General features: G+C 61.6%; 21 protein-coding genes. 9 read left to right on the top strand and 12 right to left on the bottom strand.

Annotated features, from left to right (window positions below; genetic code table 11):
• The first annotated feature begins 81 nt into the window (after positions 1-81).
• From QW863_RS23640 to QW863_RS23650, 3 genes are all read left to right on the top strand, one after another.
• On the top strand, positions 82-768 hold the full coding sequence (locus QW863_RS23640) for a GntR family transcriptional regulator (RefSeq protein WP_315713634.1): 687 nt from the start codon (positions 82-84) through the stop codon (positions 766-768).
• A gap of 55 nt (positions 769-823) precedes the next feature.
• On the top strand, positions 824-1,822 hold the full coding sequence (locus tag QW863_RS23645; RefSeq protein ID WP_315712938.1) for a TRAP transporter substrate-binding protein: 999 nt from the start codon (positions 824-826) through the stop codon (positions 1,820-1,822).
• A 206-nt stretch (positions 1,823-2,028) separates the two neighbouring features.
• Entirely contained in the window at positions 2,029-2,274 is a 246-nt protein-coding gene (locus QW863_RS23650) for a TRAP transporter large permease subunit (RefSeq protein WP_315712939.1), read from the top strand.
• A gap of 29 nt (positions 2,275-2,303) precedes the next feature.
• Here QW863_RS23650 and QW863_RS23655 read toward each other — a convergent pair whose 3' ends face one another.
• Both QW863_RS23655 and QW863_RS23660 read right to left on the bottom strand, forming a co-directional pair.
• On the bottom strand, positions 2,304-3,035 hold the full coding sequence (locus tag QW863_RS23655) for a Crp/Fnr family transcriptional regulator (RefSeq protein WP_315712940.1): 732 nt from the start codon (positions 3,033-3,035) through the stop codon (positions 2,304-2,306).
• Positions 3,036-3,606: 571 nt separating this feature from the next.
• The gene (locus QW863_RS23660; protein WP_315712941.1) at positions 3,607-4,320 is read right to left on the bottom strand and encodes a helix-turn-helix domain-containing protein; all 714 of its coding nucleotides are present in this window, start codon (positions 4,318-4,320) and stop codon (positions 3,607-3,609) included.
• A 138-nt stretch (positions 4,321-4,458) separates the two neighbouring features.
• Here QW863_RS23660 and QW863_RS23665 point away from each other — a divergent pair, with 138 nt between their 5' ends.
• A complete protein-coding gene (locus tag QW863_RS23665) occupies positions 4,459-4,776 on the top strand; it encodes a cytochrome c (protein WP_315712942.1) in 318 nt (105 codons plus the stop codon).
• Positions 4,777-4,786: 10 nt separating this feature from the next.
• On the opposite strand, the gene QW863_RS23670 is transcribed toward QW863_RS23665, so the two are convergent.
• The 3 genes from QW863_RS23670 to QW863_RS23680 are packed head-to-tail and all read right to left on the bottom strand — an operon-like array spanning position 4,787 to position 7,809.
• Positions 4,787-5,887, bottom strand: a complete 1,101-nt coding sequence (locus QW863_RS23670; RefSeq protein WP_315712943.1) for an ABC-type transport auxiliary lipoprotein family protein — start codon at positions 5,885-5,887, stop codon at positions 4,787-4,789.
• Positions 5,888-5,890: 3 nt separating this feature from the next.
• Positions 5,891-6,670, bottom strand: a complete 780-nt coding sequence (locus QW863_RS23675) for an ABC transporter ATP-binding protein (protein ID WP_315712944.1) — start codon at positions 6,668-6,670, stop codon at positions 5,891-5,893.
• A 2-nt stretch (positions 6,671-6,672) separates the two neighbouring features.
• The gene (locus tag QW863_RS23680) at positions 6,673-7,809 is read right to left on the bottom strand and encodes an ABC transporter permease (protein WP_315712945.1); all 1,137 of its coding nucleotides are present in this window, start codon (positions 7,807-7,809) and stop codon (positions 6,673-6,675) included.
• Positions 7,810-8,239: 430 nt separating this feature from the next.
• Here QW863_RS23680 and QW863_RS23685 point away from each other — a divergent pair, with 430 nt between their 5' ends.
• A complete protein-coding gene (locus QW863_RS23685; protein ID WP_315712946.1) occupies positions 8,240-8,746 on the top strand; it encodes a phage holin family protein in 507 nt (168 codons plus the stop codon).
• 38 nt (positions 8,747-8,784) lie between these two features.
• On the opposite strand, the gene QW863_RS23690 is transcribed toward QW863_RS23685, so the two are convergent.
• Complete coding sequence (locus tag QW863_RS23690) at positions 8,785-11,478, bottom strand: bifunctional acetate--CoA ligase family protein/GNAT family N-acetyltransferase (protein WP_315712948.1); 2,694 nt, start codon at positions 11,476-11,478, stop codon at positions 8,785-8,787.
• Positions 11,479-11,724: 246 nt separating this feature from the next.
• On the opposite strand from QW863_RS23690, the gene QW863_RS23695 reads away from it, so the two are divergent.
• Complete coding sequence (locus tag QW863_RS23695) at positions 11,725-12,714, top strand: zinc-dependent alcohol dehydrogenase family protein (RefSeq protein WP_315712949.1); 990 nt, start codon at positions 11,725-11,727, stop codon at positions 12,712-12,714.
• A 22-nt stretch (positions 12,715-12,736) separates the two neighbouring features.
• Positions 12,737-14,281 (top strand): AAA family ATPase, encoded by a 1,545-nt coding sequence (locus tag QW863_RS23700; RefSeq protein WP_315712951.1) that lies wholly within the window; start codon positions 12,737-12,739, stop codon positions 14,279-14,281.
• 40 nt (positions 14,282-14,321) lie between these two features.
• Here QW863_RS23700 and QW863_RS23705 read toward each other — a convergent pair whose 3' ends face one another.
• Together QW863_RS23705 and QW863_RS23710 are read right to left on the bottom strand one after the other, a co-directional pair.
• Positions 14,322-15,995, bottom strand: coding sequence for a PHA/PHB synthase family protein (locus QW863_RS23705; protein WP_409977959.1), 1,674 nt, complete (start codon positions 15,993-15,995; stop codon positions 14,322-14,324).
• A 209-nt stretch (positions 15,996-16,204) separates the two neighbouring features.
• Entirely contained in the window at positions 16,205-16,567 is a 363-nt protein-coding gene (locus QW863_RS23710) for a hypothetical protein (RefSeq protein WP_315712955.1), read from the bottom strand.
• A gap of 162 nt (positions 16,568-16,729) precedes the next feature.
• On the opposite strand from QW863_RS23710, the gene QW863_RS23715 reads away from it, so the two are divergent.
• Complete coding sequence (locus tag QW863_RS23715) at positions 16,730-17,458, top strand: CBS domain-containing protein (RefSeq protein WP_315712957.1); 729 nt, start codon at positions 16,730-16,732, stop codon at positions 17,456-17,458.
• A 55-nt stretch (positions 17,459-17,513) separates the two neighbouring features.
• On the opposite strand, the gene QW863_RS23720 is transcribed toward QW863_RS23715, so the two are convergent.
• The 3 genes from QW863_RS23720 to QW863_RS23730 all read right to left on the bottom strand — a co-directional run bounded on the left by QW863_RS23720 (position 17,514) and on the right by QW863_RS23730 (position 19,603).
• Complete coding sequence (locus QW863_RS23720; RefSeq protein ID WP_315712958.1) at positions 17,514-18,776, bottom strand: CoA transferase; 1,263 nt, start codon at positions 18,774-18,776, stop codon at positions 17,514-17,516.
• Positions 18,777-18,969: 193 nt separating this feature from the next.
• Positions 18,970-19,431: a GNAT family N-acetyltransferase gene (locus QW863_RS23725; protein WP_315712959.1), complete on the bottom strand. Its 462-nt coding sequence runs from the start codon at positions 19,429-19,431 to the stop codon at positions 18,970-18,972.
• 4 nt (positions 19,432-19,435) lie between these two features.
• Positions 19,436-19,603, bottom strand: a complete 168-nt coding sequence (locus QW863_RS23730) for a hypothetical protein (RefSeq protein ID WP_315713663.1) — start codon at positions 19,601-19,603, stop codon at positions 19,436-19,438.
• A gap of 679 nt (positions 19,604-20,282) precedes the next feature.
• Here QW863_RS23730 and QW863_RS23735 point away from each other — a divergent pair.
• Positions 20,283-20,468: a hypothetical protein gene (locus tag QW863_RS23735; protein ID WP_315712961.1), complete on the top strand. Its 186-nt coding sequence runs from the start codon at positions 20,283-20,285 to the stop codon at positions 20,466-20,468.
• Between the two features lie 31 nt (positions 20,469-20,499).
• Here QW863_RS23735 and QW863_RS23740 read toward each other — a convergent pair whose 3' ends face one another.
• Positions 20,500-21,438 (bottom strand): hypothetical protein, encoded by a 939-nt coding sequence (locus tag QW863_RS23740; RefSeq protein WP_315712962.1) that lies wholly within the window; start codon positions 21,436-21,438, stop codon positions 20,500-20,502.
• Positions 21,439-21,537 lie beyond the last annotated feature (99 nt).

Below are 21,537 nucleotides of genomic sequence, written 5' to 3' on the forward strand. Positions count from 1 at the left end.
AATATATCAGCTGAGGAAACGAAGATGTCCGGTCGACCCCCGAGGAAATTGGCCGCAGCGCCACGGCCCGTGGTCGCCCGCATGCGCCGCAATGGTCGCCCCCGCGGCGCGACAGCAGCGTCACGCATCTACACCGATCTCAGGTCCGAACTCGTGTCGCTCGTGCGCCTGCCGGGCGAACCGATTTCGGAAGCGCAGATCGCGACGGCCTATGGCGTCAGCAGGACACCGGTCCGCGAGGCCATTCTGAAACTCGCGGACGAAGGGCTGGTCGAGATCTTTCCGCAGTCCGGCATCTTCGTCTCGCGCATTCCGGTCGCAGCACTCCCCGAGACCATCATCATCCGAAAGTCTCTCGAAGAGACGACCGCACGGATGGCGGCCGAGCATGCGACATCGAGCCAGTTGCTCAACCTGCATGCGACCCTCGAACGTCAGCGCGAGGCCTGCGCCGCAAAGGATCGCGAAGCCTTCCACCAGGCGGACGAGATGTTTCACGCTGGCATCGCCGAGGTCGCCGGCTATCCCGGGATCTGGAAGCTGATCGTTCAGGTCAAGGTTCACGTCGACCGCTATCGTCGACTGACCCTGCCGCAGATCGGACGGATGGCCGAAGTGATCGCAGAGCACGAACCAATTCTCCAGGCCATCGAACGGCGCGATCCGGATCGTGCCAGGGCTGCCATGGCGAGTCATCTGGAACGCCTGCTCGACGACATCTCTGAAATTCAGACCAAGAATCCAGAGTATTTCGATCAACCAGGCTAACGAGATGATCGCATCGAACCTTGCGGCGACACGATCATTCCGTCGGAGAGACGCCATGAAAAGACGCGATTTCATCAGACTGAGCGTGGGCTTTGCGGGCGTTGCAACGCTGCCGCCGATCTCGGCCGCCCTTGCGCAATCGAAGGCGGTGTTCAAGGCATCCGACGTTCAGCCGCCGGGTTATCCGACGGTTGCAGCAACAGAAAACCTCGGCAAGAAGCTTGCAGCGGCAACCAACGGCAGGCTGTTGATCCAGATGTATCCCTCCGCTCAGCTCGGCGGCGAGAAAGAGACTATCGAGCAGACCCAGATCGGGGCGATCCAGATACTGCGGGTCAGCGCCGGCGCGCTCGGCCCGATCGTCGACGACGTCAACGTCGTCAACATGCCCTTCCTGTTCAAGAGCATCGAACATTCTGAAAAGATGATGGACGGTCCGATCGGTCAGGACCTTCTGGACCGCGTCAGCGCCAATGCCAGCGCAAATCTCGTCGCACTCTGCTGGATGAATTCTGGCGCGCGCAGCATCTACAACACCAAGAAGCCCATCAGGACGGTCGAGGACGTCAAGGGGCTGAAGATCCGCGTGATCGGCAATCCCATCTTCATCGACATGATGAACGCGCTCGGCGGCAACGGCGTCGCGATGGGCTACGATCAGGTCTTCAGCGCGCTGCAGACCGGCGTGATCGACGGGGCCGAAAACAATCCGCCGAGCTACGTCTCCAGCAATCATTGCACGGCCGCGAAGTACTATTCGCTCACCCAGCATCTCGTCATTCCGGAAATCCTCGTGTTCTCGAAGCGGTCCTGGGCAAACCTGTCGACCGACGACCAGACCTTGATCAAGAAGTTCGCGCGCGAAGCGCAGATGGAGGAGCGCGAACTCTGGAAGGCCTACGAGCGGGAAGCGATTGAGAAGGCCAAGGCCGGTGGCTCCGAGATCGTCGAAATCGCCAACAAGGCGCCGTTCCAGAAGGCCGTGAAGCCGGTCTGGGACAAATACGGTCCGAAGTACCAAGAAATGATCAAGCGCATTCAGGACATCGCATAGACCGCACGCTCGGTTCGGACGATCAGGAGGCTTACGATGGCCGGACTCTATCGCCGGGCGATGGATGCACTGTATCCCGCTTGCGTCATCGTGGGCGTAACGGCGCTCGTGCTGATCTCAGCCGTCATCCCTTGGGCGGTCTTCACCCGCTACGTCCTGAACGGCGCCGCTTCCTGGCCCGAGGCGATGGCCGTCCTGTTGTGCTGGTGCCACCAAGCCCTAACGCCGTCCTTCACGCGCTCGCGACCGGCGGGACGATCTCGATCAGCGCGCTGTTCATGGCGGGTGTATTCCCGGGGCCGCTGCTCGGCTTCTCGCTGATCCTGCTCTGCATCGTGATCGCCTATCGCGAGGGCCATCCCCCACGGCCAGCGGGTCCGGCCAAGGATTTGGTCGTCCGCCGCCCCCGAAATCCAGCTCGCCGCCGGCGAGATACGGCCATCATCGGCTAGGTAGGACGCCGGAAAATGCCTCGCCGCCCCTACTCGTCTTCGTCTTGACCAGCCTCCGCCAATCCGCGTAGCGGCTCGGGGTTCAGAAGCACGATCGCCCCGTGCTCGAGGCGGACCCAGTCCCGCGCCGCCCATGCACGCAACTGCTTGTTGATGCTCTCCCGCGTCATGCCGACCATTTCGCTGATCTCTTGCTGCGTGATGGCAATGGTGCGGCTCGCGGCATCCAGCTTGCGCTTGTCGGTCAGGCCGAGCAGCGCACTGGCAAGGCGGCGGGGAAGATCCTGAAGGATGACCTGCTCGACCTGGTCGCTGGTCCAGCGCAGCCGATCGCAAAGCAGCTCGATGAACTTCATTGCCAGCACCGGCTGGCTCTTTACGAACGGCAGGAATTCGCGCCGATCGATGACCAGGATCTCGCAGTTCGTATTGGCCGTTGCATCGGCTGTACGTTCTCGTCCGTCGAGCACGGCGACTTCGCCGAATATCTCGCCGGCGCTGATCAGGTTCAGGATAGCATTGCGGCCGTCGGGCGACGAGACACTGATTTTGACGGTGCCACTGATCACGGCATACAAGCTCGAGCCGGGATCGCCTTTTGAGAAGATGGTTGCACCGCGCTTGAGCGATGTCGGCTTGGCGTAGCGGCAGAGCTGATCGACCGCATCAGCCTCGAGTTCACGAAAAATCGGATGCTGACGCAGCACCGACAGCTTGCCGTTGTTGGTAGGTCGGACGCTCGCCCGCTTTTCCTCAGCCACACCGCATCTCCCAGGCGTCCGAATACCGCCGCCCAAGGGAGAGGTCCAAAGCCGGTGGCCAAAGCCCCGCGAATGTCAGGGGACTATGGACACGCCTACAGCCACCAGCAAAGACGATCCCTCAGACTTGCGACCACCGATCCTCGATTTCATTGCACCTCGGAATACGGCAGATCGGCGGATTGTCCAGGAAAATGCGGCGAACGCTCAACGGCGAAGCCATGTGCCAATCGACGCCGGAGGCGTTTCCGCCGCCGATACGGGCCCGGCATACATTGTGCAGCGCGTGGGAATCGTCCAGCCGCCCCGTCGGACCAGCAGCGCTACTCTTCTGAGCGCAAGATGCCGCAGTCCAAGGGTAGCCTGTACCTCACACCCGATGCCTTGTCTGTGAATCAGCCCAAAGCAGGACCGCGGCGAACCCGACAAAGACCCCCACAACTGCAAAGCTGACCAACATAGCGTCGAGCGGCATGTCTCTCTCCCCTGTTCGAGTTTGAGATACAGTTCCCTACCGGCTGCGCGACAGTCCTTGATCCAGATCAATGCAATGCGGATTTCGCCAACGATGTCAGGCAGCAGCCATTGCTTCGGCTCGTGCCGAGTCCCGAAGCGAGACGCCCCCGGGCAGGATCGCGATGATGCCCTCCCGTTCGAGCTTCGTGAACGTTCGACTGACGGTCTCGATGGTGAGCCCGAGATAGTCGGCGATATCCTGCCGACTCATCGGCAACGGTACCATGTTAGAGGGTCCCCGAAGCTCCACCAGCCGATCCCTCCAGCCAACGAGGAATGTCGCGACCTTCTCCTCGGCTGATCGGCGCCCAAGAAGTACCATGTGATCACGCGCCTGATTCAGCTCCTGCACGGCCAGTTCGTTCATCCGGCGCAGCAGATTCGGCTTGTCCTCGGCAAAGCGTCCGAACGGTCCCTTCGCGAACTGGCAGACGGTGACGGGACCGATCGCGTCAGCCGAAAATCCGTGCCGTTCCTCCGTCGTCATGCCGACGAAGTCACCGGGGAGCGCAAATCCGACGATCTGCCTGCGTCCGTCGGGGAGAAGCTTGTAGAGCCTCATGACCCCATCCAATAAATTGTAGAAGCAGGACGATGTGTCTTCCTGCGCGAAAACCGTCTCGCAGGTCGCAAAATGCGCTCGGCGGCTGAGGTGCTCGAATTCGCGCATTTCGAACTGGTCGAGCGACGCACAGACACTGAATCCCCGCACGGCACAATCGGCACAGGCCTGCCCGTGGAAATCGATTGCAACAAGAGACGTCTTCATACGGGGGCTCCGGTGGGCCAAGCGCAAAGAGAATGATTGCATTCTAACGGACGCTCGAAGTTCCGATTGATTCAAATCAAACGAACCAACAATCCGGGCCCTATCGTGGCCGCCACTCCCAACCAATGGATATCGTGAATGCAGCGGCTTGTTCTGTGCCACCTTCTCGCCGCGATTGCGTTAGCGACCCCGTCATACGCGGCGTCGACGGCGCAGCAACGCGGACAGGCTTTCGCGAAGGCCCACTGCGCACGATGCCACGCCATTGGTCGAACGGGAGATAGCCCGTTCGAACCGGCTCCTCCGTTCCGAAGCCTCCATCTCCGCTACCCGATCGAATCTTTGGGCGAAGCGCTCGCGGAGGGGATCATGACTGGTCACCCGGCCATGCCCCAATTCCAGCTTGCGCCGCCGCAGATCCACGATCTGCTCTCGTATTTGAAGAGCTTGGAATAGCCCGATCGATTCAGAGCGCCTGTATCGTCCAGGTCAGAATCGATTTGGCAATCCGGCCGAAGGCCTCATCGAAGGCGGACACGGCATCAGCAGGATCAAGCCGGGCAACGGGCTGGCTTTCGTCAAACAGCCGAGACGCGATGGCCTTGCCGTTCTTGTCGACGAGGCGAGCCGACAGGCCAATTTCCACCGCGGCGGTATCGCCATTGATCCGGAAACGGCGGACATCGATCAGCAGCTGAAAATCCGGCTGGCCCAGATCGGATGTCCGCAGCGGAGCGTGGGCCACATCGTAGTTCTCGAAGGCATCGATCAGACGTGATTGCAACAACTTGGGGATGCTGTCAGCCCACAGGAAATCACCGAACCCGGGGTAGTCCTTTGTGGGCGTGAACAGCATGCGCTGAGTCTGCAGCATCGCCACGGCCGTGGGCTCAGGTATCGAGAGCTGACCCTTGATGGTCTTGTTGACCGGCCCCAGTTCTCTTGGCGCGCTCAGATCATAGGTGACTTTCTGTGCTGGAGCACCGCCTCCCGTCATTTTCTCCAGACCCGAGACGATTCCATCGAGCTTGCCGGTATTCCGCGCGAGGCCGTCCGAGAATGTCTTGAGGTTGGCGATCGTATCTTTGAGCGGCCCGGCATTCTCCGCAAGAACTGCGTCGACACGCCGCAGGGCGTCCCGGGCGGCCTGCGTCATGCTTTGTCCGGCGCCTGGTTCTGCAATCAAGGTCGATACGGCACTCGCCGCTCCTGCAGACGCGCCGCCCTCCAGCGCGATCACCGGCACTCCGGTCAGCCCCTGAAATTCCAACCCTACTTTGGTGTCGGCGCGCACCGGGGTCGTCGACGCCACGGAAATCGTTGCGTTGACCCGACGCGGATCGTTCGGCGCCAGACCGAGCTCAGTCACCTCGCCGACCCGGATTCCGTTGAACAGAACGGCAGCCCCGACCAGCAGGCCGGGCACCGAGCCCTCGAACTGCACGTGATAGGTCGTGCGAGGCCCGAGTCCTCCGGTGTTGTTGAGCCAGTAAACGAAGCCAAAGATCGCGACGATGGCCGCCAGCACGAAGCCGCCGATGACAGCGAAGGGCGCACGGGTTTCCATCTTTCAACTCGCTTTTGGTTGCAGCATCTGGGATCGCTTGCCGTGAAAATAGGCTTTGACCCATGGATGTTCTGATCGGAGGAGGTCGCTCATAGGACCAATCGCCACGATCCTGCCATCGGCCAACGCAGCGACACGGTCGCAGACCGTGTTGAGGCTGGCGAGGTCATGGGTCACCATGAACACCGTCAATCCCAACGTCAGCTGGAGCGTCTTGATCAGGGCGTCGAAGTCGCCGGCGGAGATCGGATCGAGGCCGGAGGTCGGCTCATCAAGAAATACGATCGCCGGATCGAGAGCGAGGGCGCGCGCCAGCGCGGCGCGCTTCGTCATGCCGCCGGATAGCTCGGCTGGGAATTTATCACCGTCCTCTGCGCGAAGGCCGACCATTTCGAGCTTGGCTATCGCGATCTCATCCATCAACTCCTGCGACATCTGCAGGCTCTCGCGCAGCGGAAACTGTACGTTCTGTTTGACCGTCAGTGACGAGAACAGAGCACCCTGCTGGAACAGAATTCCCCAGCGCTTCGCTGCAGCCTGCGTCGTCCGCTCCTCGGCGCCCCCAACGGTTGTCCCCATGACCTCAATGGTCCCGCTGCGCCGAGGAATGAGTCCGATGATCGTCCGCATCAGGACGGATTTTCCGCCGCCCGACGCGCCAACCAACCCGAGAATCTCACCGCGACGAACGTCGAGCGAAAGATTGTTCAGAACGAGCTGCCGGCCGAACCCGACAACGAGATCGGTCACGCGGATCGCGCTGGACACGCCAAGATCATCCATCGCTACATTCCAATGGACGCAAAAAACACGGCGAAAAGACCATCGAGCACGATGACCAGGAAAATGGATTTCACCACGGATGTCGTAGTCTGTTGCCCCAGCGATTCGGCACTACCTTTCACACGAAGTCCCTCACTGCAGGCAACAATGCCGATCACCAGGGCCATGAACGGCGCCTTCAATATTCCCACTTCGAAGTGCGTCACCGAGATGGCATCGTGTAGCCGGGCGATGAAGATTGCCGGTCCCATGCCGCCATAGAGCTGGGCCACCAGCCCTCCTCCATACAGGCCAGCCATCGAGCCGATGAAGGCGAGAATTGGCAAGGTCAAGATCAACGCAACGATACGGGGCAGAATCAGCACCTCGACAGGATCAAGTCCCATCGTCACCAGCGCGTCGATCTCCTCGCGCATCTTCATCGATCCAAGCTCGGCCGTGTAGGCGCTTCCCGACCGCCCTGCCACCATGATCGCGACGATCAGAACGCCAAGCTCGCGCAGGACCAGAATTCCGACCATGTCGACGACGTAAGACTCGGCACCGAAACGTCGAAAATGGAAGATCCCCTGCTGGGCGATGATGGCGCCGATCAGGAATGTGATCAACACCACGATTGGAATGGCCTGCCACCCGATGCGGTACATCTGATAGACGAGGGAGGTCACGCGCAGAGATTGAGGCCGGCGCAGCGTGCGCAGCAGCGCAAAGAACAGCGCGGCCAACATGTCCAGAAACACCTTGATGTCCTGGGCGGCCCCCAGACTCGAACGACCGAGGTCGGTGAGTTTGGCGAGGATCGGGTTCAGTCTCGGTGCCGGCTCGACGACTCGTCGATTGACCTGCCGGACCTCCTCGACGAGGCCGATGTAGTTTTCTGCTACCCCGATTATCTCGACCCGACGATCGCCCGCAGCAGCCCGGCGGCCGAGCTTCTCAAGCAACCAAGCACCGACGGTATCGATTTCGCTGACGGCCCCAAGATCGAGCTTCACGGCGGTCGCGCTGTTGATGCTGTTGCCGACAGAGCTGGTCAAGCTCTCGAGCTCTGCCACGTTCAGGGACACCCATGATCCGCTCGGACGAAGCTCGAGCACATCCTCCGTCGTCGCCGCGGTCAGTCCCGGATGAGCACGCAATTGGATGTCTCCCTCAGTCGGCGTGCCGAGGCACACCCGTTCCTAAATCGCGCCGATCTGCCTCGCTTGATCTGCGTCAATCCCGTCAGCGCAACGGGTTGAGCGAAATCAAGCATCGTGCCGAGCTACGTTCTACAGTGATCTTGACGCAAGGACAAAACATGGCCATCGACCCGACGACCCTCCGGACCCAGCTGGAGAGCCTGACGCGAGAGCTAAGCCAGCTGTTGCGGGGCGCGGGTACGCCGCGTGACAACCGGACGCGCAACCAGCCGCCGGAATGCTCGCTGCAGCGATCGAGGCGCTAGACATGCGTCTAAGCGAGACAGACGTTCAGGTGGAACGAATGATCAGGGATCGTCCGATCGTGGCGACGGCTTCGGCCTTCGCCCTCGGGCTTGCCGTTGGCCTCCTGCTGCGGAGAACTTAAGTGGATACCGAAAATGTCGTTAAACATTTACGCCTTCTCTGGCGGACGGACCGGGTCATTGCCGACATCAGGCTTCGGCACTTGCTCGTCGGGCTTGGCCTCCGGGCCTTTGCGGCGCTGATCGCCGTCTTTGGCCTCCTGATGTTCGAGCTGGCGGCTTATCTTGCATTGGTCCAGGTCACCTCCGCGGTCGTGGCAGCCGCGGCACTCGGAGCCTGCAATATCGCGATTGCGGCGATCCTGCTGATCATCGCATCCCGTGCACCGTCCGGCCGGGAACTCGAACTAGCCAACGAGATTCACTCCTCGGCGATGGACTCGCTGCAATTGGAAGCACGAGCTTTGCAGTCCCGAATCTCGAGCGTGGTCAACCATCCGCTCAACAGCCTCATTCCGCTGCTCATCGTTCCCATTGCGACGATGATCATCAGAACTCTCCGCTCGCATGGCGCTTCCGAAGGCGAGGCGGCGAGTCCGCCGTCCAATGACGACCACCATCCGACCTGAACCGATGGACCGGGTGAGAGGACACCGAAGATCTGAGCTTAGAGCCTGAGTTTGACATTGCAAAGATCGCGCTCGGTTGGATCGGTTTTGACCTCGAAACCGAGATTCCTACACATCTCCAGCATGACGACATTCTCCTGCAGGACGTCGCCGGAGATCATCTTCAGGCCCTCCGACTTGGCGTATTCGATGATCAGCTGCATCAATGCCCAGCCGAGTCCGCGTCCCTTGAGATCCGACCGCAACAGGATCGCGTATTCCCCGCTCTCGTAGACCGAGTCGGAGTGAATCCTCACGACGCCGACCAGTTCGTTTGTCGCTTCATCGAGAGCCACAAAAGCCATCGCGCGCGCATAGTCGAGCTGCGTCAGGCGCGCGATGAACTCGTGCGTGAACTCCTTCATTGGAGCAAAGAATCGAAGACGCAGGTCTTCCGCAGTGACATGCTTGAGGAACTCATGAATGGTTGGCTCATCCTCGGGTCGGATCGGCCGCGCAAGGATCCGCCAGCCGTCCTTGACCTGGAGATGCCGCTCCCATTGGCTCGGATAGGGCCGAACGGCGAAATTCGACGGACCAGAGCCTTTGAATTTCGGCGGAACCCTGCCGACGGCGACGCGCGCATCGACGGCCATGACGCCGCTCTCGTCGGCGAGCAGCGGATTGATATCGAGTTCGCGAATCTCCGGAACGTCTGCTGCAAGCTGCGCAAGCTTGACCAGCACCAGTGCGACTGCATCGGGCTTGACCGCTGGGACATCACGATAGGCGCGCAGCAATCGTGAGACGCGCGTCCGCTCGATGAGGTTTCGCGCCAGATGGAGATCGAGCGGAGGCAGACCGAGCGCCTTGTCGTTGATGATCTCGACGGCGGTACCGCCCCTGCCGAACACGATCACGGTTCCAAAGGTCGGATCGTCGGCAATGCCCATGATCAGCTCCCTCGCCTTGGCGCGGACGATCATGGCTTGCACGATCACGCCGGAAATCCGTGCGTCGGGCCGAACGGCCTTCGCGCGGGCCATGATCTCGTTCGCGGCGTTACGCACGGCCTCGGCCGTAGTGAGATTGAGCACGACACCGCCGACGTCGGATTTGTGAATGATATCTCTCGACAAGATCTTGAGCACGACAGTTGTGCCTTGAGCGAACAACTGCTCCGCATATCCGACCGCCTCGTCGACCGAGGACGCAGCGAACGTCGGCACCATCGCAATATCATAGGCCTCCAGCAGGCGACTGATCTCGACCGGATCGAGCCAGGTCCGCCCGTCGGCGAGGGCTGTCGCTACAATTCTGCGGGCTGCCTCGACGTCGGGCGCAAAAGAGCTCGGCATGGCCGGCGGCACAGCGGCAAGCGATTCGACCACCTCCCGATGACGAACGAGATGCATGAAGCCGCGAACGGCATCATCCTCCGTTGGGTAGTTCGGAATTCCTGCCCCGCTCAAGGTCTCGATGACCGACTGCTCCGCACCGACCCATGCCGCCAGAACCGGCTTTGCCCAGCGCCGGTGCTGCTTTCGATAGGTACTGACGAACTCGGTGACAGCCGTGGCAATGGCGCTCGCGGATGCAATCGCGGTCTGAACGTTCATGACGAGAATTGCATCGTTGGCTCGATCGGCGAGCAGCGCCTCGAGCGCGAGCGTGTAGCGTGCAGCATCGGCATCGCCGACGATGTCGACCGGGTTGGATCCGGACCAGGTCGGCGGCAGGATGGCGTCGAGTTTGTCGTGGACGACCGGCGAGAGTGCGGCAGGCACGCCTCCGAGCTCGACCAGTCGATCCACCGCGAGCACGCCGATCCCGCCGCCATTCGTGAGAATGGCGAGCCTCTTGCCCATGGGCGACTCCACCCGCCCCAGCGTTTCGGCGCAGTCGAACAACTCGCGCAGATCGGAGACCCGCAGAACGCCGGCCCGGCGAAAAGCCGCATCGTAGACGGCATCCGCTCCCGCCAGCGCGCCCGTATGTGTCGCGGCAGCTTGCGCACCGACGGCACCGCGGCCCGATTTCACGACCACAACCGGCTTGACCCTCGCCGCCGCTCGCGCCGCGGACATGAACTTTCGAGCGTCCTTGACGGCTTCGATGTAGAGCAGGATCGCGCGGGTCCCACCGTCCAGCGCGAAGTGGTCCAGAAGATCTGCGAGATCGACGTCCAACTGATCGCCGATCGAGACGATTCCAGAAAACCCAACACCGCGCTGAGCAGCCCAATCTACCATCCCCGCCGCGATAGCGCCGGACTGTGAAATGAGCGCCAGGCTGCCTGCAACCGGCATGTGCGCCGAAAAGCTCGCATTGAGCTTGATGGTCGGCATCATGATGCCGAGACAGTTCGGCCCAATGAGACGCATGCCGTATTTCTGCGCTGCCTTCTCTGCCTGATCGGCGAGGGACCCCTCTCCGTGCCCGAGACCCGAGGTAATGATCAGAGCCCCTGCCGTCCCTAACGCGCCTGCGCGATGAATGAGATCCGGGATCGAAGGGGGTGGCGTCGTGATCACCACAAGTTCCGGCACAAACGCCAATTCGGCGAGACTGCCAACGGCTGCGATGTTGGATATTTCCCGATAGCGGGAATTGACCAGGCCAAGCTTGCCCTCGAACCGCGCCTTGACGATATTGTCGAGAATGGCCTTCCCTACCGAGTTCGGTCGCGGACTCCCTCCGATCAGAGCGATGGAGCGAGGCAAAAGCAGGTTCCGCAATCGGTAGGTCGACATTTGCACGTCCAACATCAGTTGGTGAAAGGCGGGTGAATCCCGGAGATTGATCTTAGTTTCAATCCGCAGCGGGTCTAGCGCGACTTATCATCCCAGCATAGTGATGCAATACCGCTCCGTTCCCCGACCGTACCTGCCGGCTCTGCTCGGTAGGCCGCAGTATTCGAACCAAGTCCTTGACGAGCATCAAACGATTGCCGGGCTGATTATCTTATTACCCTGCAAATTCGTCCGAGAGGCTCTCCGATGCGAGCGATGGTTCTGCGAAAGCCCGGAGCGCCTCTGCAGCCCGAGACACTCGCGGACCCCGATCCTGGTCCCGGTGAGATCCGCGTCAAGGTCAGGGCATGCGGTGTGTGTCGCACTGACCTGCATGTGTTCGACGGTGAGCTTCCCGACATCCGGTATCCGATCATCCCCGGACACGAGATCGTCGGTCATGTCGATCAGATTGGTCCTGGTGTGACGACGCACAGGCTCGGCGAGCGGGTCGGAATTCCATGGCTGGGGCATACATGCGGCCACTGCACGTTCTGCGCACGTGGTATGGAAAATCTCTGCGACCAGCCGACGTTTACCGGCTATACGCGCGATGGCGGCTATGCGACCCACACCGTCGTCGACGCAAATTATGCGTTCCCGCTCGGAGGCCTGGAGGATGACATCGCCACCGCACCGCTGTTGTGCGCCGGCCTGATCGGCTGGCGATCCCTGGTCATGGCAGGGAAGGCCGAGAAGCTCGGCATCTACGGATTCGGCGCGGCCGGTCACATCGTTGCCCAGGTCGCCCGCTGGCAGGGGCGCCAGATCTACGCGTTCACCCGCGAGCACGACCAGGCTGCGCAGGATTTCGCGCGCCAACTTGGCGCCACATGGGCCGGAGCGGCGGGCCAGCGTCCCGATGTTGCTCTGGACGCGGCCATCATCTACGCGCCGGCTGGCGAGCTTGTTCCGGCCGCTCTGCGGGCTGTTCGGAAGGGCGGCCGGGTGGTCTGCGCAGGTATCCATATGAGCGACATTCCGACGTTCCCGTATTCCCTCCTCTGGGGAGAACGCCAGGTGGTGTCCGTCGCCAACCTGACGCGGCAAGACGGTCTCGATTTCCTGCGAGTCGCGCAGCAGGCTCAAATACGGACCCATACGACGCCCTATCCGCTATCCGACGCAAATGACGTTCTGGCCCGCCTGAGGCGGGGTGACGTCGTCGGCGCGGCGGTGCTCATCCCGGACTTTTGAATTGAACGTGGCAAGACCGCCCATGGCATCACCATCCGATCAGGAACTGGTCTTCTCCTTCCTGGGCAATACCGCCCGACATCCAGGTGTCCGCCGGATCGACACGCACGCGGCTTCCGTGTTTCTGATCGGCGACCGCGCTCTGAAGATCAAGCGCGCCGTTCGGCTGCCATTTCTGGACTATTCGACGCTCGATCGGCGCAAGGCCGCGTGCGTAAAGGAAATGGAGATCAATCACCCGTTTGCTCCGGACATCTATCTGCGTGTCGTCGCCATCACCAAGGCGCCAGACGGGTCATTCGATGTCGGTGGATCCGGCACTCCGGTCGAATATGCCGTCGAGATGCGTCGCTTCGATGACAGCCAGACGCTTGATCATCTTTCTCGCCGCCAGCAGTTGGACGTCGGATTGGGCGAGCGTCTGGCAGAGACGATCGCGGCGTCGCATGCAGTCGCCGTTCGGAGCTCCTCCAATCTGTGGACGGACTCCATTCCAATCTGGATCGACGCATTCGTCGCCAGCTTTCGGACAGTCTCGCGATTTGGCGAAACGGAGGTCGAAGAACTCCGCGTCCTTTGCCACTCGGCCTTCGCGCGGCTCCGCCCCCTGCTCGAGCAACGTGCAAAGGACGGGCACGTGAAACGCTGCCATGGCGACCTCCATCTGGCCAACATTGTCCTCATTGACGACAAGCCGGTGCTGTTCGACGCCATCGAGTTCGACGACCGAATAGCCACGATCGACGTCCTGTACGACCTCGCCTTTCCACTGATGGACCTCTTGCACTTCGCGCAGCCGGTCGCTGCAAGCCACCTCTTGAACCGCTACCTCTCGACCGCGGCGCCCGACCAGACCGGAGGATTGGCTGCTCTGCCTCTGTTCATGGCGATCCGGGCCGCCATCCGTGCACAAGTCTTTGTCGCAAGGTTCGACCGCCTTGATGCTGAACACTCGGACGCAGATCGCTCCACAACGATCGAGACCGCAGAGAGCTACTTTCAACTTGCGCGCAGCCTGATTCGGCCGGCGGAGCCGAGGATGATCGCGGTCGGAGGCCTGTCGGGAACGGGGAAATCTGCGCTCGCCCGGGCTCTCGCTCCTCTCTTGGTTCCTCCACCGGGAGCAATCGTGTTGCGCAGCGATGTGCTGCGCAAGCAACTGTCTGGCGTGAAGGAAACCGAACGCCTCCCAGCTGAGGCCTATACGCCGGAATCGAGTGCACGAGTCTATCGAGAGTTGACGACGCGGGCCAGCCGCGTGCTCTCACAAGGTTTCACGGTGATCGTCGACGCCGTGTTTGCACGTTCGGATGAACGGCAGGATATCCATGATCTCGCGAAACGGCTGAAGGTGCCCTTTGCCGGCCTCTTCCTCGTTGCAGATTTGCGCAGCCGGCAGGAGCGGATTCACCATCGAGTCGCCGATGCGTCCGATGCAACGGTCGGGGTTGCCGAGGATCAGGAACACTACGATATCGGCGGTCTCGATTGGCTCCAGGTCGATGCGTCAGGCACGGCTGAGACGACATTGGACCGAAGCCTTTCATTGCTCCGGGCCAGCGCCTAAGCCCGACGGGATGGTGCTCCTTGGCCGCAACATGCGGCGATCACGTGTGCACGTAGTCGCCCGGCGCGTCTCCGAGATCATTCGAACGATCTGTCCCGAGTTGCGGCGGCGCGCCCGGCGCTCCCGACTGCTGTCCGAGCCATGCTGTCCAGGCCGGCCACCACGATCCCTCCAGCTTTGGAGAGCTGCTCTGCCACTCGTCCGGCCCGAGATAAGGAGCGTCGGCAGCCTTGGTCCGCATCTGATGGGAGCGCCCCTGCTCGCCCGGCGGCGACACGATGCCGGCATTGTGGCCGCCGCTCGCGAGCACGAAAGTGACGTCAGCATCAACCTCGTAATGGACCTTGTACGTCGATTTCCAAGGCGCAACGTGATCACGCAGCGTCCCGACGACGAACATCGGCGTGTGGATATCGGAGAGCGAAACAGGCTTCCCCTCGACCCGATACCGCCCCTCGGCGAGATCGTTGTTCAGGAAGAGCTTGCGCAGATATTCGGAGTGCATCCGATACGGCAGCCGCGTCGCATCTGCGTTCCATGCCATCAAGTCGCTCGGGTTTGCGCGCTCGCCGAGAAGATAGTCGCGCGAGACACGAGACCAGATCAGATCGTTGGAGCGCAGCAATTGAAATGCGCCCGCCATCTGGGTGGTATCGAGATATCCACGCTCCCACATCATGTCTTCGAGAAAGGCGACCTGGCTTTCATTGATGAAGAGCGTCAGCTCTCCCGCTTCCGTGAAATCGGTCTGGGCCGCAAACAGCGTGATTGTCTTCAGACGCTGGTCGCCATCCCGTGCCATGGCTGCCGCCGTGATCGAAAGAAGCGTTCCCCCGAGACAATAGCCTGCGGCATGGACCGGCGTATTCGGAATGATCGTTCCGATCATGTCCAGGGCAGCCATGACGCCCAGCGAGCGGTAGTCGTCAAACGCAAGATCCCGGTCTTCCGCTCCGGGGTTTCGCCAGGAGATCATGAAAACCGTAAAGCCCTGGTCGGTCAGGTATCGGACCAGCGAATTGTGCGGCGACAGATCCAGGATGTAATACTTCATGATCCAAGCCGGTACGATCAGGACCGGCTCTGGTCGCACCTTCTCGGTCGTCGGCATGTATTGAATCAGCTCAATCAACTGATTGCGAAGCACAACCTTGCCCGGTGCGGTCGCGACAGTCTTGCCGACGACGAACTCACCATTGCTCGATATCTTTCCCGGCTGCATCACCTGCATGATATCGGCGAGCCAGTTCTGCCAGCCGAAGATCAGGTTCTCGCCACCGCTTTGAAACGTCCTTTCCAGAACTTCCGGGTTGGTCGCTGCAAAGTTCGATGGCGCTAAAATGTCGAGCAGTTGACGAATTGAAAAGTCAACGACGGCTTCGTTGGCGGGGTCGACACCACGAATGCCGGTGGTCGCCTTGTGCCACCAATCTTCTCCGAGCAGGAACGCCTGGGCGAACAAGTTGAACGGTTGGGCCGTCCATTGCGGCTTGGAAAAGCGATGATCGTTGGCCTGCGGCCTGATCAGATCCCAAGGACCGCGATTGGGATCCGCAAAATGCAATGACCGTTCGGCAACCAGCTTCGCGCCGTTCCAGGCGTCTCGGACGATCTCGATTTGACGCTGAGGCGCAGCCGCCAGATGGCAAACCCAATCCAGATACGCCATCGACAGAGCAGCCGGCGATATCCCCGCGGTGAGTCGAGCCAGCATCGCGCTGAACGCCTTGTCCAGCTCGTGGTCCTCGCGCCGAAATGCCCCGGAGCCCGCGTCGGCTTCCTGACAGAGCGACCTTGCGTTCGATGCAGCGAGCCCCCCCGCCGGCTTCAAAGAGGTCTCTACGGAGACAACGGCCTTGCTCCGGTCGTTGTCGGTTGTTCTCTCACGCTCCCGCGCCTCGAGACGCGACACACCCGCACTCTTCAGTTTCGCCACCGTTGCCCCATAAGATTCACGCTGGCATCAATCAGGCGTTGCCCGTGCTTGAAGAGTCGATCGCAATCCCGCCTGACGAAATCAATCTGATGCCGTCCACATTCCTGAACCATCGCCTGGATTCCCGTCACGGAATGCACGCCAGCCAGCTTCGACACGAACTCGGCCAGCAGATGCGTCTCCGTGCGCGCGCGATCCAGCACTTCGTTGCTGGCAAACAGAACCTCCTCCATGACGATCTGCTGCGAACCAACTAGCAGCTCAAGTGCGTGCTTGTTGGAGAGAGCGACACGTTCGGACAGTTCGGCCGTTTCGTCGGCCAGGATCTTGGTCCCGGAGAACTCGGACATAGGCACCTCTCCTCGCGCTGGATCAGATTGCCTTATAGCTGCAATTCAATGCCAAGACCTTGAGCTGCGTCAATGACGGCGGCGGCATCTCCTTTGACCTGCGTCAATTCAAGACCGTCGCAGCGGGTTACTTTTTCTTAGCTTTTGACATTGGAGTTCGCCATGCGCGCCCATCAGATCATGACCCGTCCCGTCATCACTGTCACCCCTGACACTTCCATCGTGGACGCGGCAAATATCATGCTTCAACGGCACGTCAGCGGCCTTCCAGTGGTCGACCCCGGCGGGAAGCTGGTGGGCGTCGTCTCGGAAGGCGATTTCATTCGCCGAACGGAGATCGGCACTGGGCGAAAGCGCGGCCGCTGGCTGCGATTCATTCTCGGGCCCGGAAAGTCGGCCGCCGACTTCGTCCACGAGCATGGTCGCAAAGTGTCAGAGGTGATGACCAAGTCTCCCTTGACGATCACCGAAGACGCCGCGCTGGCTGAGATCGTGGAACTGATGGAAAAGAACCACGTGAAGCGGTTGCCCGTGGTCAAGGGAGACCGGGTGATCGGCATCGTGTCACGGGCGAACCTGCTGCAAGCGGTTGCCGCGCTCGGGCGGCAGGTTCCAGATCCAACGGCCGACGACGATCACATCCGCAACCGCGTGATCGACGCCCTCGAGAAGAACGACTGGTGCCCGTTCGGATTGTCCGTCATCGTCAAGGACGGTATCGTTCATCTGAGCGGCGTCATTACCGAAGAGCGGTCGCGGCAGGCGGCGATCGTTGCCACCGAGAACATCTCTGGCGTCAAGAAGGTGCATGATCATCTGTGCTGGATCGACACCATGTCGGGCATGTATCTGAACTCACCGGAAGACGATGAGATGGCCAAAGCCGGCTGATGGCTGCTGAGGACGCTGCCGCTCTTCTTCCGTGTCCGGCACCAGTGACGATGCCTTAGGCTCCCGGATCGTTGCGTCCGAACGCCCCTACCTGACGCAGGGCTTCGATCTCCTGCTCGGTGTACCGAAGCCTGTCGCGCAGAATTGCGGCCGTATGCTCTCCCAGCCGCGGCGCCGCCGTGGGCTCGACGGTCGGTGTGAGCTTCATGGTGATTGCCGGCTCGACGTTGGGTATCGAGCCTGCCGTCGGGTGCGGAATACGACAGGTGCGGTCGCGCATCCGGACCTCGGCCGCGTTGAACGCCTGCTCGACCGTTCGAACGTGTCCAACCGGAACTCCAGCCTGGTTCATCCGAGATATCCAGACATCCATCCGTTCCGCGGCAAGGATGTCGGCGATGAGGCCGCGCAGTTGCGCACGGTTGACCCATCTCGCTCTTCGCGTGGCAAAGCGAGGATCGCTCAGGAGATCCGGACGACCAAGTACCTCCGTTGCCAACCGGCGGTAGAGTCGATCGTTGGCACATGCGATGTAGAGCGGGCCATCTGACGCTTCAAAGACGCCGACCGTCGGAGAGTCGTTCGGCGAATTGCCCGTTCGCGTGGGGTTCACGCCGCTCATCAAATACGCCATTCCGGAGAAGCCCGTCATCGCCAAGGCGATGTCGAACAGCGCCACTTCGACGTGCTGCCCGCGACCGAGCCGCTGCCGGGCGGCAAGTGCCAGCAGGATGGCATTGCAGGCGGACATGCCGGTGGCCAGATCAACGATCGGAGGACCGGTCCGCACCGGCGGACCGTCGGCGAAACCGTTGAGGGACATGAACCCGCTTTCCGCCTGGGTGATTGGATCGAACCCTGATCGCCACGCGAATGGACCTGAGCGTCCGTAGGCCGAGATCGAGCAATAGATCAGCCCGGGATTGGTGCTGGACAGTGTTTGATAGTCCAGCCCGAACCTCTCCATGACAGACGACGAGAAATTCTCCACGACGATGTCGGCCTTGGCGATCAGCGCACGAGCGACGTCTCTGGCCTGCGGTATCGTGAGATCCAACACCATACCGCGCTTGTTCCGGTTGAGGCTGAGGAACGCCGCGCTCTCTCCGCCGAGCTCGGCGTGCTCGTATGCGCGGGTATCGTCTCCCGTGAGCGGCTGCTCGATCTTGATCACCTCGGCGCCGAAATCGGCCAGCGTCTGTGTACACGCCGGCCCTGCGACAACGCGCGTGAAGTCGATCACCAGCAGACCCGCCAGCGCGGTTGGCGCGTCAGGCGGCCGTGGCGCACGCTCTGGCAGGGTGACCTCGGCCGGCATCCCAGAGTCCTTCCCGCTGCTTTGATCGTCTGAAGCGATCTTCCGTTAACTGCCGGGCGCGGCTTGTCTCCAACGTCCGACAACGCATGGTTAGCTCAACGACAGCCGCAAAAAAAGGCCCGGGTCGGAGCTGTCGGACCGGCTTAATTCTGCTGCAGCGCAATGCAATCCGCATAAGGCGTCGGTCGACAGCTCACCGGCCGATCATCTTGCGCCAATAGAGCGAGTTCCCCCAGGCCCAGGGCCGGCCCGGTTGGAACAACACATATCCGCACCGAATGAAATTGTTCGCGGAGACGATGTTGCAGGTCGTGTCCGAAACGATGCAATCCAGGCCCGAGCGACGCGCGCGCAGTTCGATCGCACGCATCAGCCGCCGCTGCAGGCCGTAACCACAGCGCTCTTGGAGAACACCAACCCTCGAAAGATAGGCTATGCCTTTGCCGAGGGATGACGGCACCATTCCGGCAAAGGCGACGGGCCGTCCGAGCTCGGTCGATATCCACCATTGTCCGCTCTCGAAATCGGGCAGAGGCGCGCAATCGAGGAATGTGCGCGCATGGAGCTCCTTCAAGGTGTCGAGGACGTCAGGCTCGCAAGCGTCGACCTCCCTGATGCGGAAGCGGCGGCCTCGCCGTGAGATCCTGGCTGGCACGGCATCACCTTCCGAGCACGACTTTGATGCCGAGCCAGATCGCACCGATCAGACCGGTCGCGATGACCGTGATGACGGCCTTGAACGTATAGCTCTGAGCCTGCTCCACGCTCTTGCGCCAGCGCCGCAGGTGCTGGAAATCGGCTCTCATTTCGGTGATCGTCTTCGACATGGTCAAGTCCGGTATCATGGATGGTGAATGCGAGGTTGGTGATCGTCACGAGATCGCATCGGCGGCTGCGATCATCACCAGGCCGATCAGGGCGAGCGCGATGAGATAGGCGGTCATCTTCCTCTCTCTCCTGGGCGAAGGAAAAGTGCGGCAGATCGCAGCCGAACGCGCGATCGTTTCAGGCGCGAACCCTATCCCTCGGCTCAAGCAAGGGACCGGTGCGGGCGGAGCGACGGTCGCCACGCCCACGCGCCGGCCCGTTCGCGCGGGCCAGCGAGTAACCGGATGTTCGAAGTTGTCTTCGCGCCGGCGCGCGATGAATTGCCGGCGATCATGGTCGACAGCCGATGCCGGCCTGCGCTGCTCACGTCAAATGCCCGCGGACAACCCGGCATCATATTTTCGGAAAATTCGATAATAACACTATGCCGGTGATTTGCCCGACGTGTCAAATTTGATCGAAATGCAGCAGTCAGGCCTTGCGATTTCGATAACCGCCGCTCCAAATCCGGTCCGAGCGAACAAAAAGCCCGCTGCCGAGTTCGCGGCGCGGGCTCTATGATTTCTTCGACGATGGCAAAATGCGCCTGATTTGCCCGACGTGTCAAGCGCAGATAGTTGCGCCGGCCGGCAACGCAACTTCAGCCCGTCGGGCGCGGCCGGCGGAGGAGATCTTCCGATGTATGTCGTTGCGGTCGTGCTCGCCGGCTTGTCCGCCCTGTTCTATGTGGCGAGCCAGCACCAGCTCGGAGCGGTCGGCGCCGATGTCTGTCAATATGGCAGCCTGTTCTGCGACAAGCCGCACTACATGATGACGGGCGCGTTGCTGGCCGCCATCTGGGGCAAGTTCGTGAGCATGCGCTGACACGAGCCGGCGCGAAGCTTCGATCAACCCGTCAGTTCTTGATCGCGTAGAGCGGCGTTCTCACCATCAGCTGGTAGACCGGCTTCGGCGCCCAGGCGATCTGCGCGGTGATGCCGAACAGCCGGTTGTCGTCATCGTCCATGCGGTCGAGATCCAGCCTGACCAGCGGCTGCGTGTAGGGCGCGATCGGCGTGACAGCAAGCAGCTGCGCACCGCCGAACGACTGGAGGCCGACGCGCGCGGAGACCTTCCAGTTGTTCTCCCACTGATAGAAGCCGCCGACATAGCCCGCCGTCGTGCTGCCGACATGCGCTAGCACTGAGTCGACCTCGACATGGGTATATTGAACGCCGGCGAGCCAGCCTTTCATCTCATCCGGATCGAGCGCGTATTTGGCTTCGATGACGGTGTTGAACGAGGTCGTCGCCAACGGCGCGTCCGGCACCGACCGGGTCAGCGTCGACTGCAAGGTGAGCGTCGGAAGCGCGCCGCCGTTCTGCTGATAGACATCGGCCTGGAAGCCGAGGAACCAGCTCGTGACCGCCACGTCGGACCAGCCGGACAGGCCGTTGTACGACGTGCTGCCGGTGAAGCCCGCGTAGAGCGACAACGCGTCGCCGAGATCGACCGTGAGCGGGACGTCGACGCCAAGGCCCTGGTTGGTCGGAGCCGACAGTTGCGGCCGTCCTGGCAAGGCTGGACGGTCGAGCAGCTTGCGCAAGGTGGCGAGCTGCGACAGCGTCCCGAACAGGGAGGTGTCGCCAAGGCCCGTCGACAATGCTCCGCCGGGCACATAGGCGTAGTTCGTGCGGAAATCGATGTAGACGTTGGCAAGGCCCGGCGCCGCCGCGTCCGCCTCATCGTCCTTGGCAAGGGCGCCGCCGCTCGTCACCAGCGCCGCGCCCGAGACAAGAGCGAATATCCGCCGCTGCGCCCGACCGCCGCGCAGCCGCCATTTCTCGTCTGCCATGAGACTTCCCCCGGAGACCGAAAATACGCCGGTCCGGCGCGATCCTTCAAGTGCGGATCGCGCGAGGCCCACCAGGTCAGGGGAAAGCTGCCGCGGTTC

The sequence above is a fragment of the Bradyrhizobium sp. SZCCHNR1017 genome (genome assembly GCF_032381375.1).
Classification (GTDB): Bacteria; Pseudomonadota; Alphaproteobacteria; order Rhizobiales; family Xanthobacteraceae; genus Bradyrhizobium.

Bases quoted from the DNA above. Each gene is read 5' to 3' on its own strand.
- QW863_RS23695 (WP_315712949.1), top strand. From the start codon at position 11,725: ATGCGAGCGATGGTTCTGCGAAAGCCCGGAGCGCCTCTGCAGCCCGAG.
- QW863_RS23720 (WP_315712958.1), bottom strand. From the start codon at position 18,776: ATGCCGGCCGAGGTCACCCTGCCAGAGCGTGCGCCACGGCCGCCTGAC.
- QW863_RS23645 (WP_315712938.1), top strand. From the start codon at position 824: ATGAAAAGACGCGATTTCATCAGACTGAGCGTGGGCTTTGCGGGCGTT.
- QW863_RS23740 (WP_315712962.1), bottom strand. From the start codon at position 21,438: ATGGCAGACGAGAAATGGCGGCTGCGCGGCGGTCGGGCGCAGCGGCGG.
- QW863_RS23665 (WP_315712942.1), top strand. From the start codon at position 4,459: ATGCAGCGGCTTGTTCTGTGCCACCTTCTCGCCGCGATTGCGTTAGCG.
- QW863_RS23715 (WP_315712957.1), top strand. From the start codon at position 16,730: ATGCGCGCCCATCAGATCATGACCCGTCCCGTCATCACTGTCACCCCT.
- QW863_RS23640 (WP_315713634.1), top strand. From the start codon at position 82: ATGCGCCGCAATGGTCGCCCCCGCGGCGCGACAGCAGCGTCACGCATC.
- QW863_RS23700 (WP_315712951.1), top strand. From the start codon at position 12,737: ATGGCATCACCATCCGATCAGGAACTGGTCTTCTCCTTCCTGGGCAAT.
- QW863_RS23735 (WP_315712961.1), top strand. From the start codon at position 20,283: ATGTATGTCGTTGCGGTCGTGCTCGCCGGCTTGTCCGCCCTGTTCTAT.
- QW863_RS23730 (WP_315713663.1), bottom strand. From the start codon at position 19,603: ATGTCGAAGACGATCACCGAAATGAGAGCCGATTTCCAGCACCTGCGG.
- QW863_RS23690 (WP_315712948.1), bottom strand. From the start codon at position 11,478: ATGTCGACCTACCGATTGCGGAACCTGCTTTTGCCTCGCTCCATCGCT.
- QW863_RS23705 (WP_409977959.1), bottom strand. From the start codon at position 15,995: ATGCTGGCTCGACTCACCGCGGGGATATCGCCGGCTGCTCTGTCGATG.
- QW863_RS23675 (WP_315712944.1), bottom strand. From the start codon at position 6,670: ATGGATGATCTTGGCGTGTCCAGCGCGATCCGCGTGACCGATCTCGTT.
- QW863_RS23660 (WP_315712941.1), bottom strand. From the start codon at position 4,320: ATGAAGACGTCTCTTGTTGCAATCGATTTCCACGGGCAGGCCTGTGCC.
- QW863_RS23670 (WP_315712943.1), bottom strand. From the start codon at position 5,887: ATGGAAACCCGTGCGCCCTTCGCTGTCATCGGCGGCTTCGTGCTGGCG.
- QW863_RS23710 (WP_315712955.1), bottom strand. From the start codon at position 16,567: ATGTCCGAGTTCTCCGGGACCAAGATCCTGGCCGACGAAACGGCCGAA.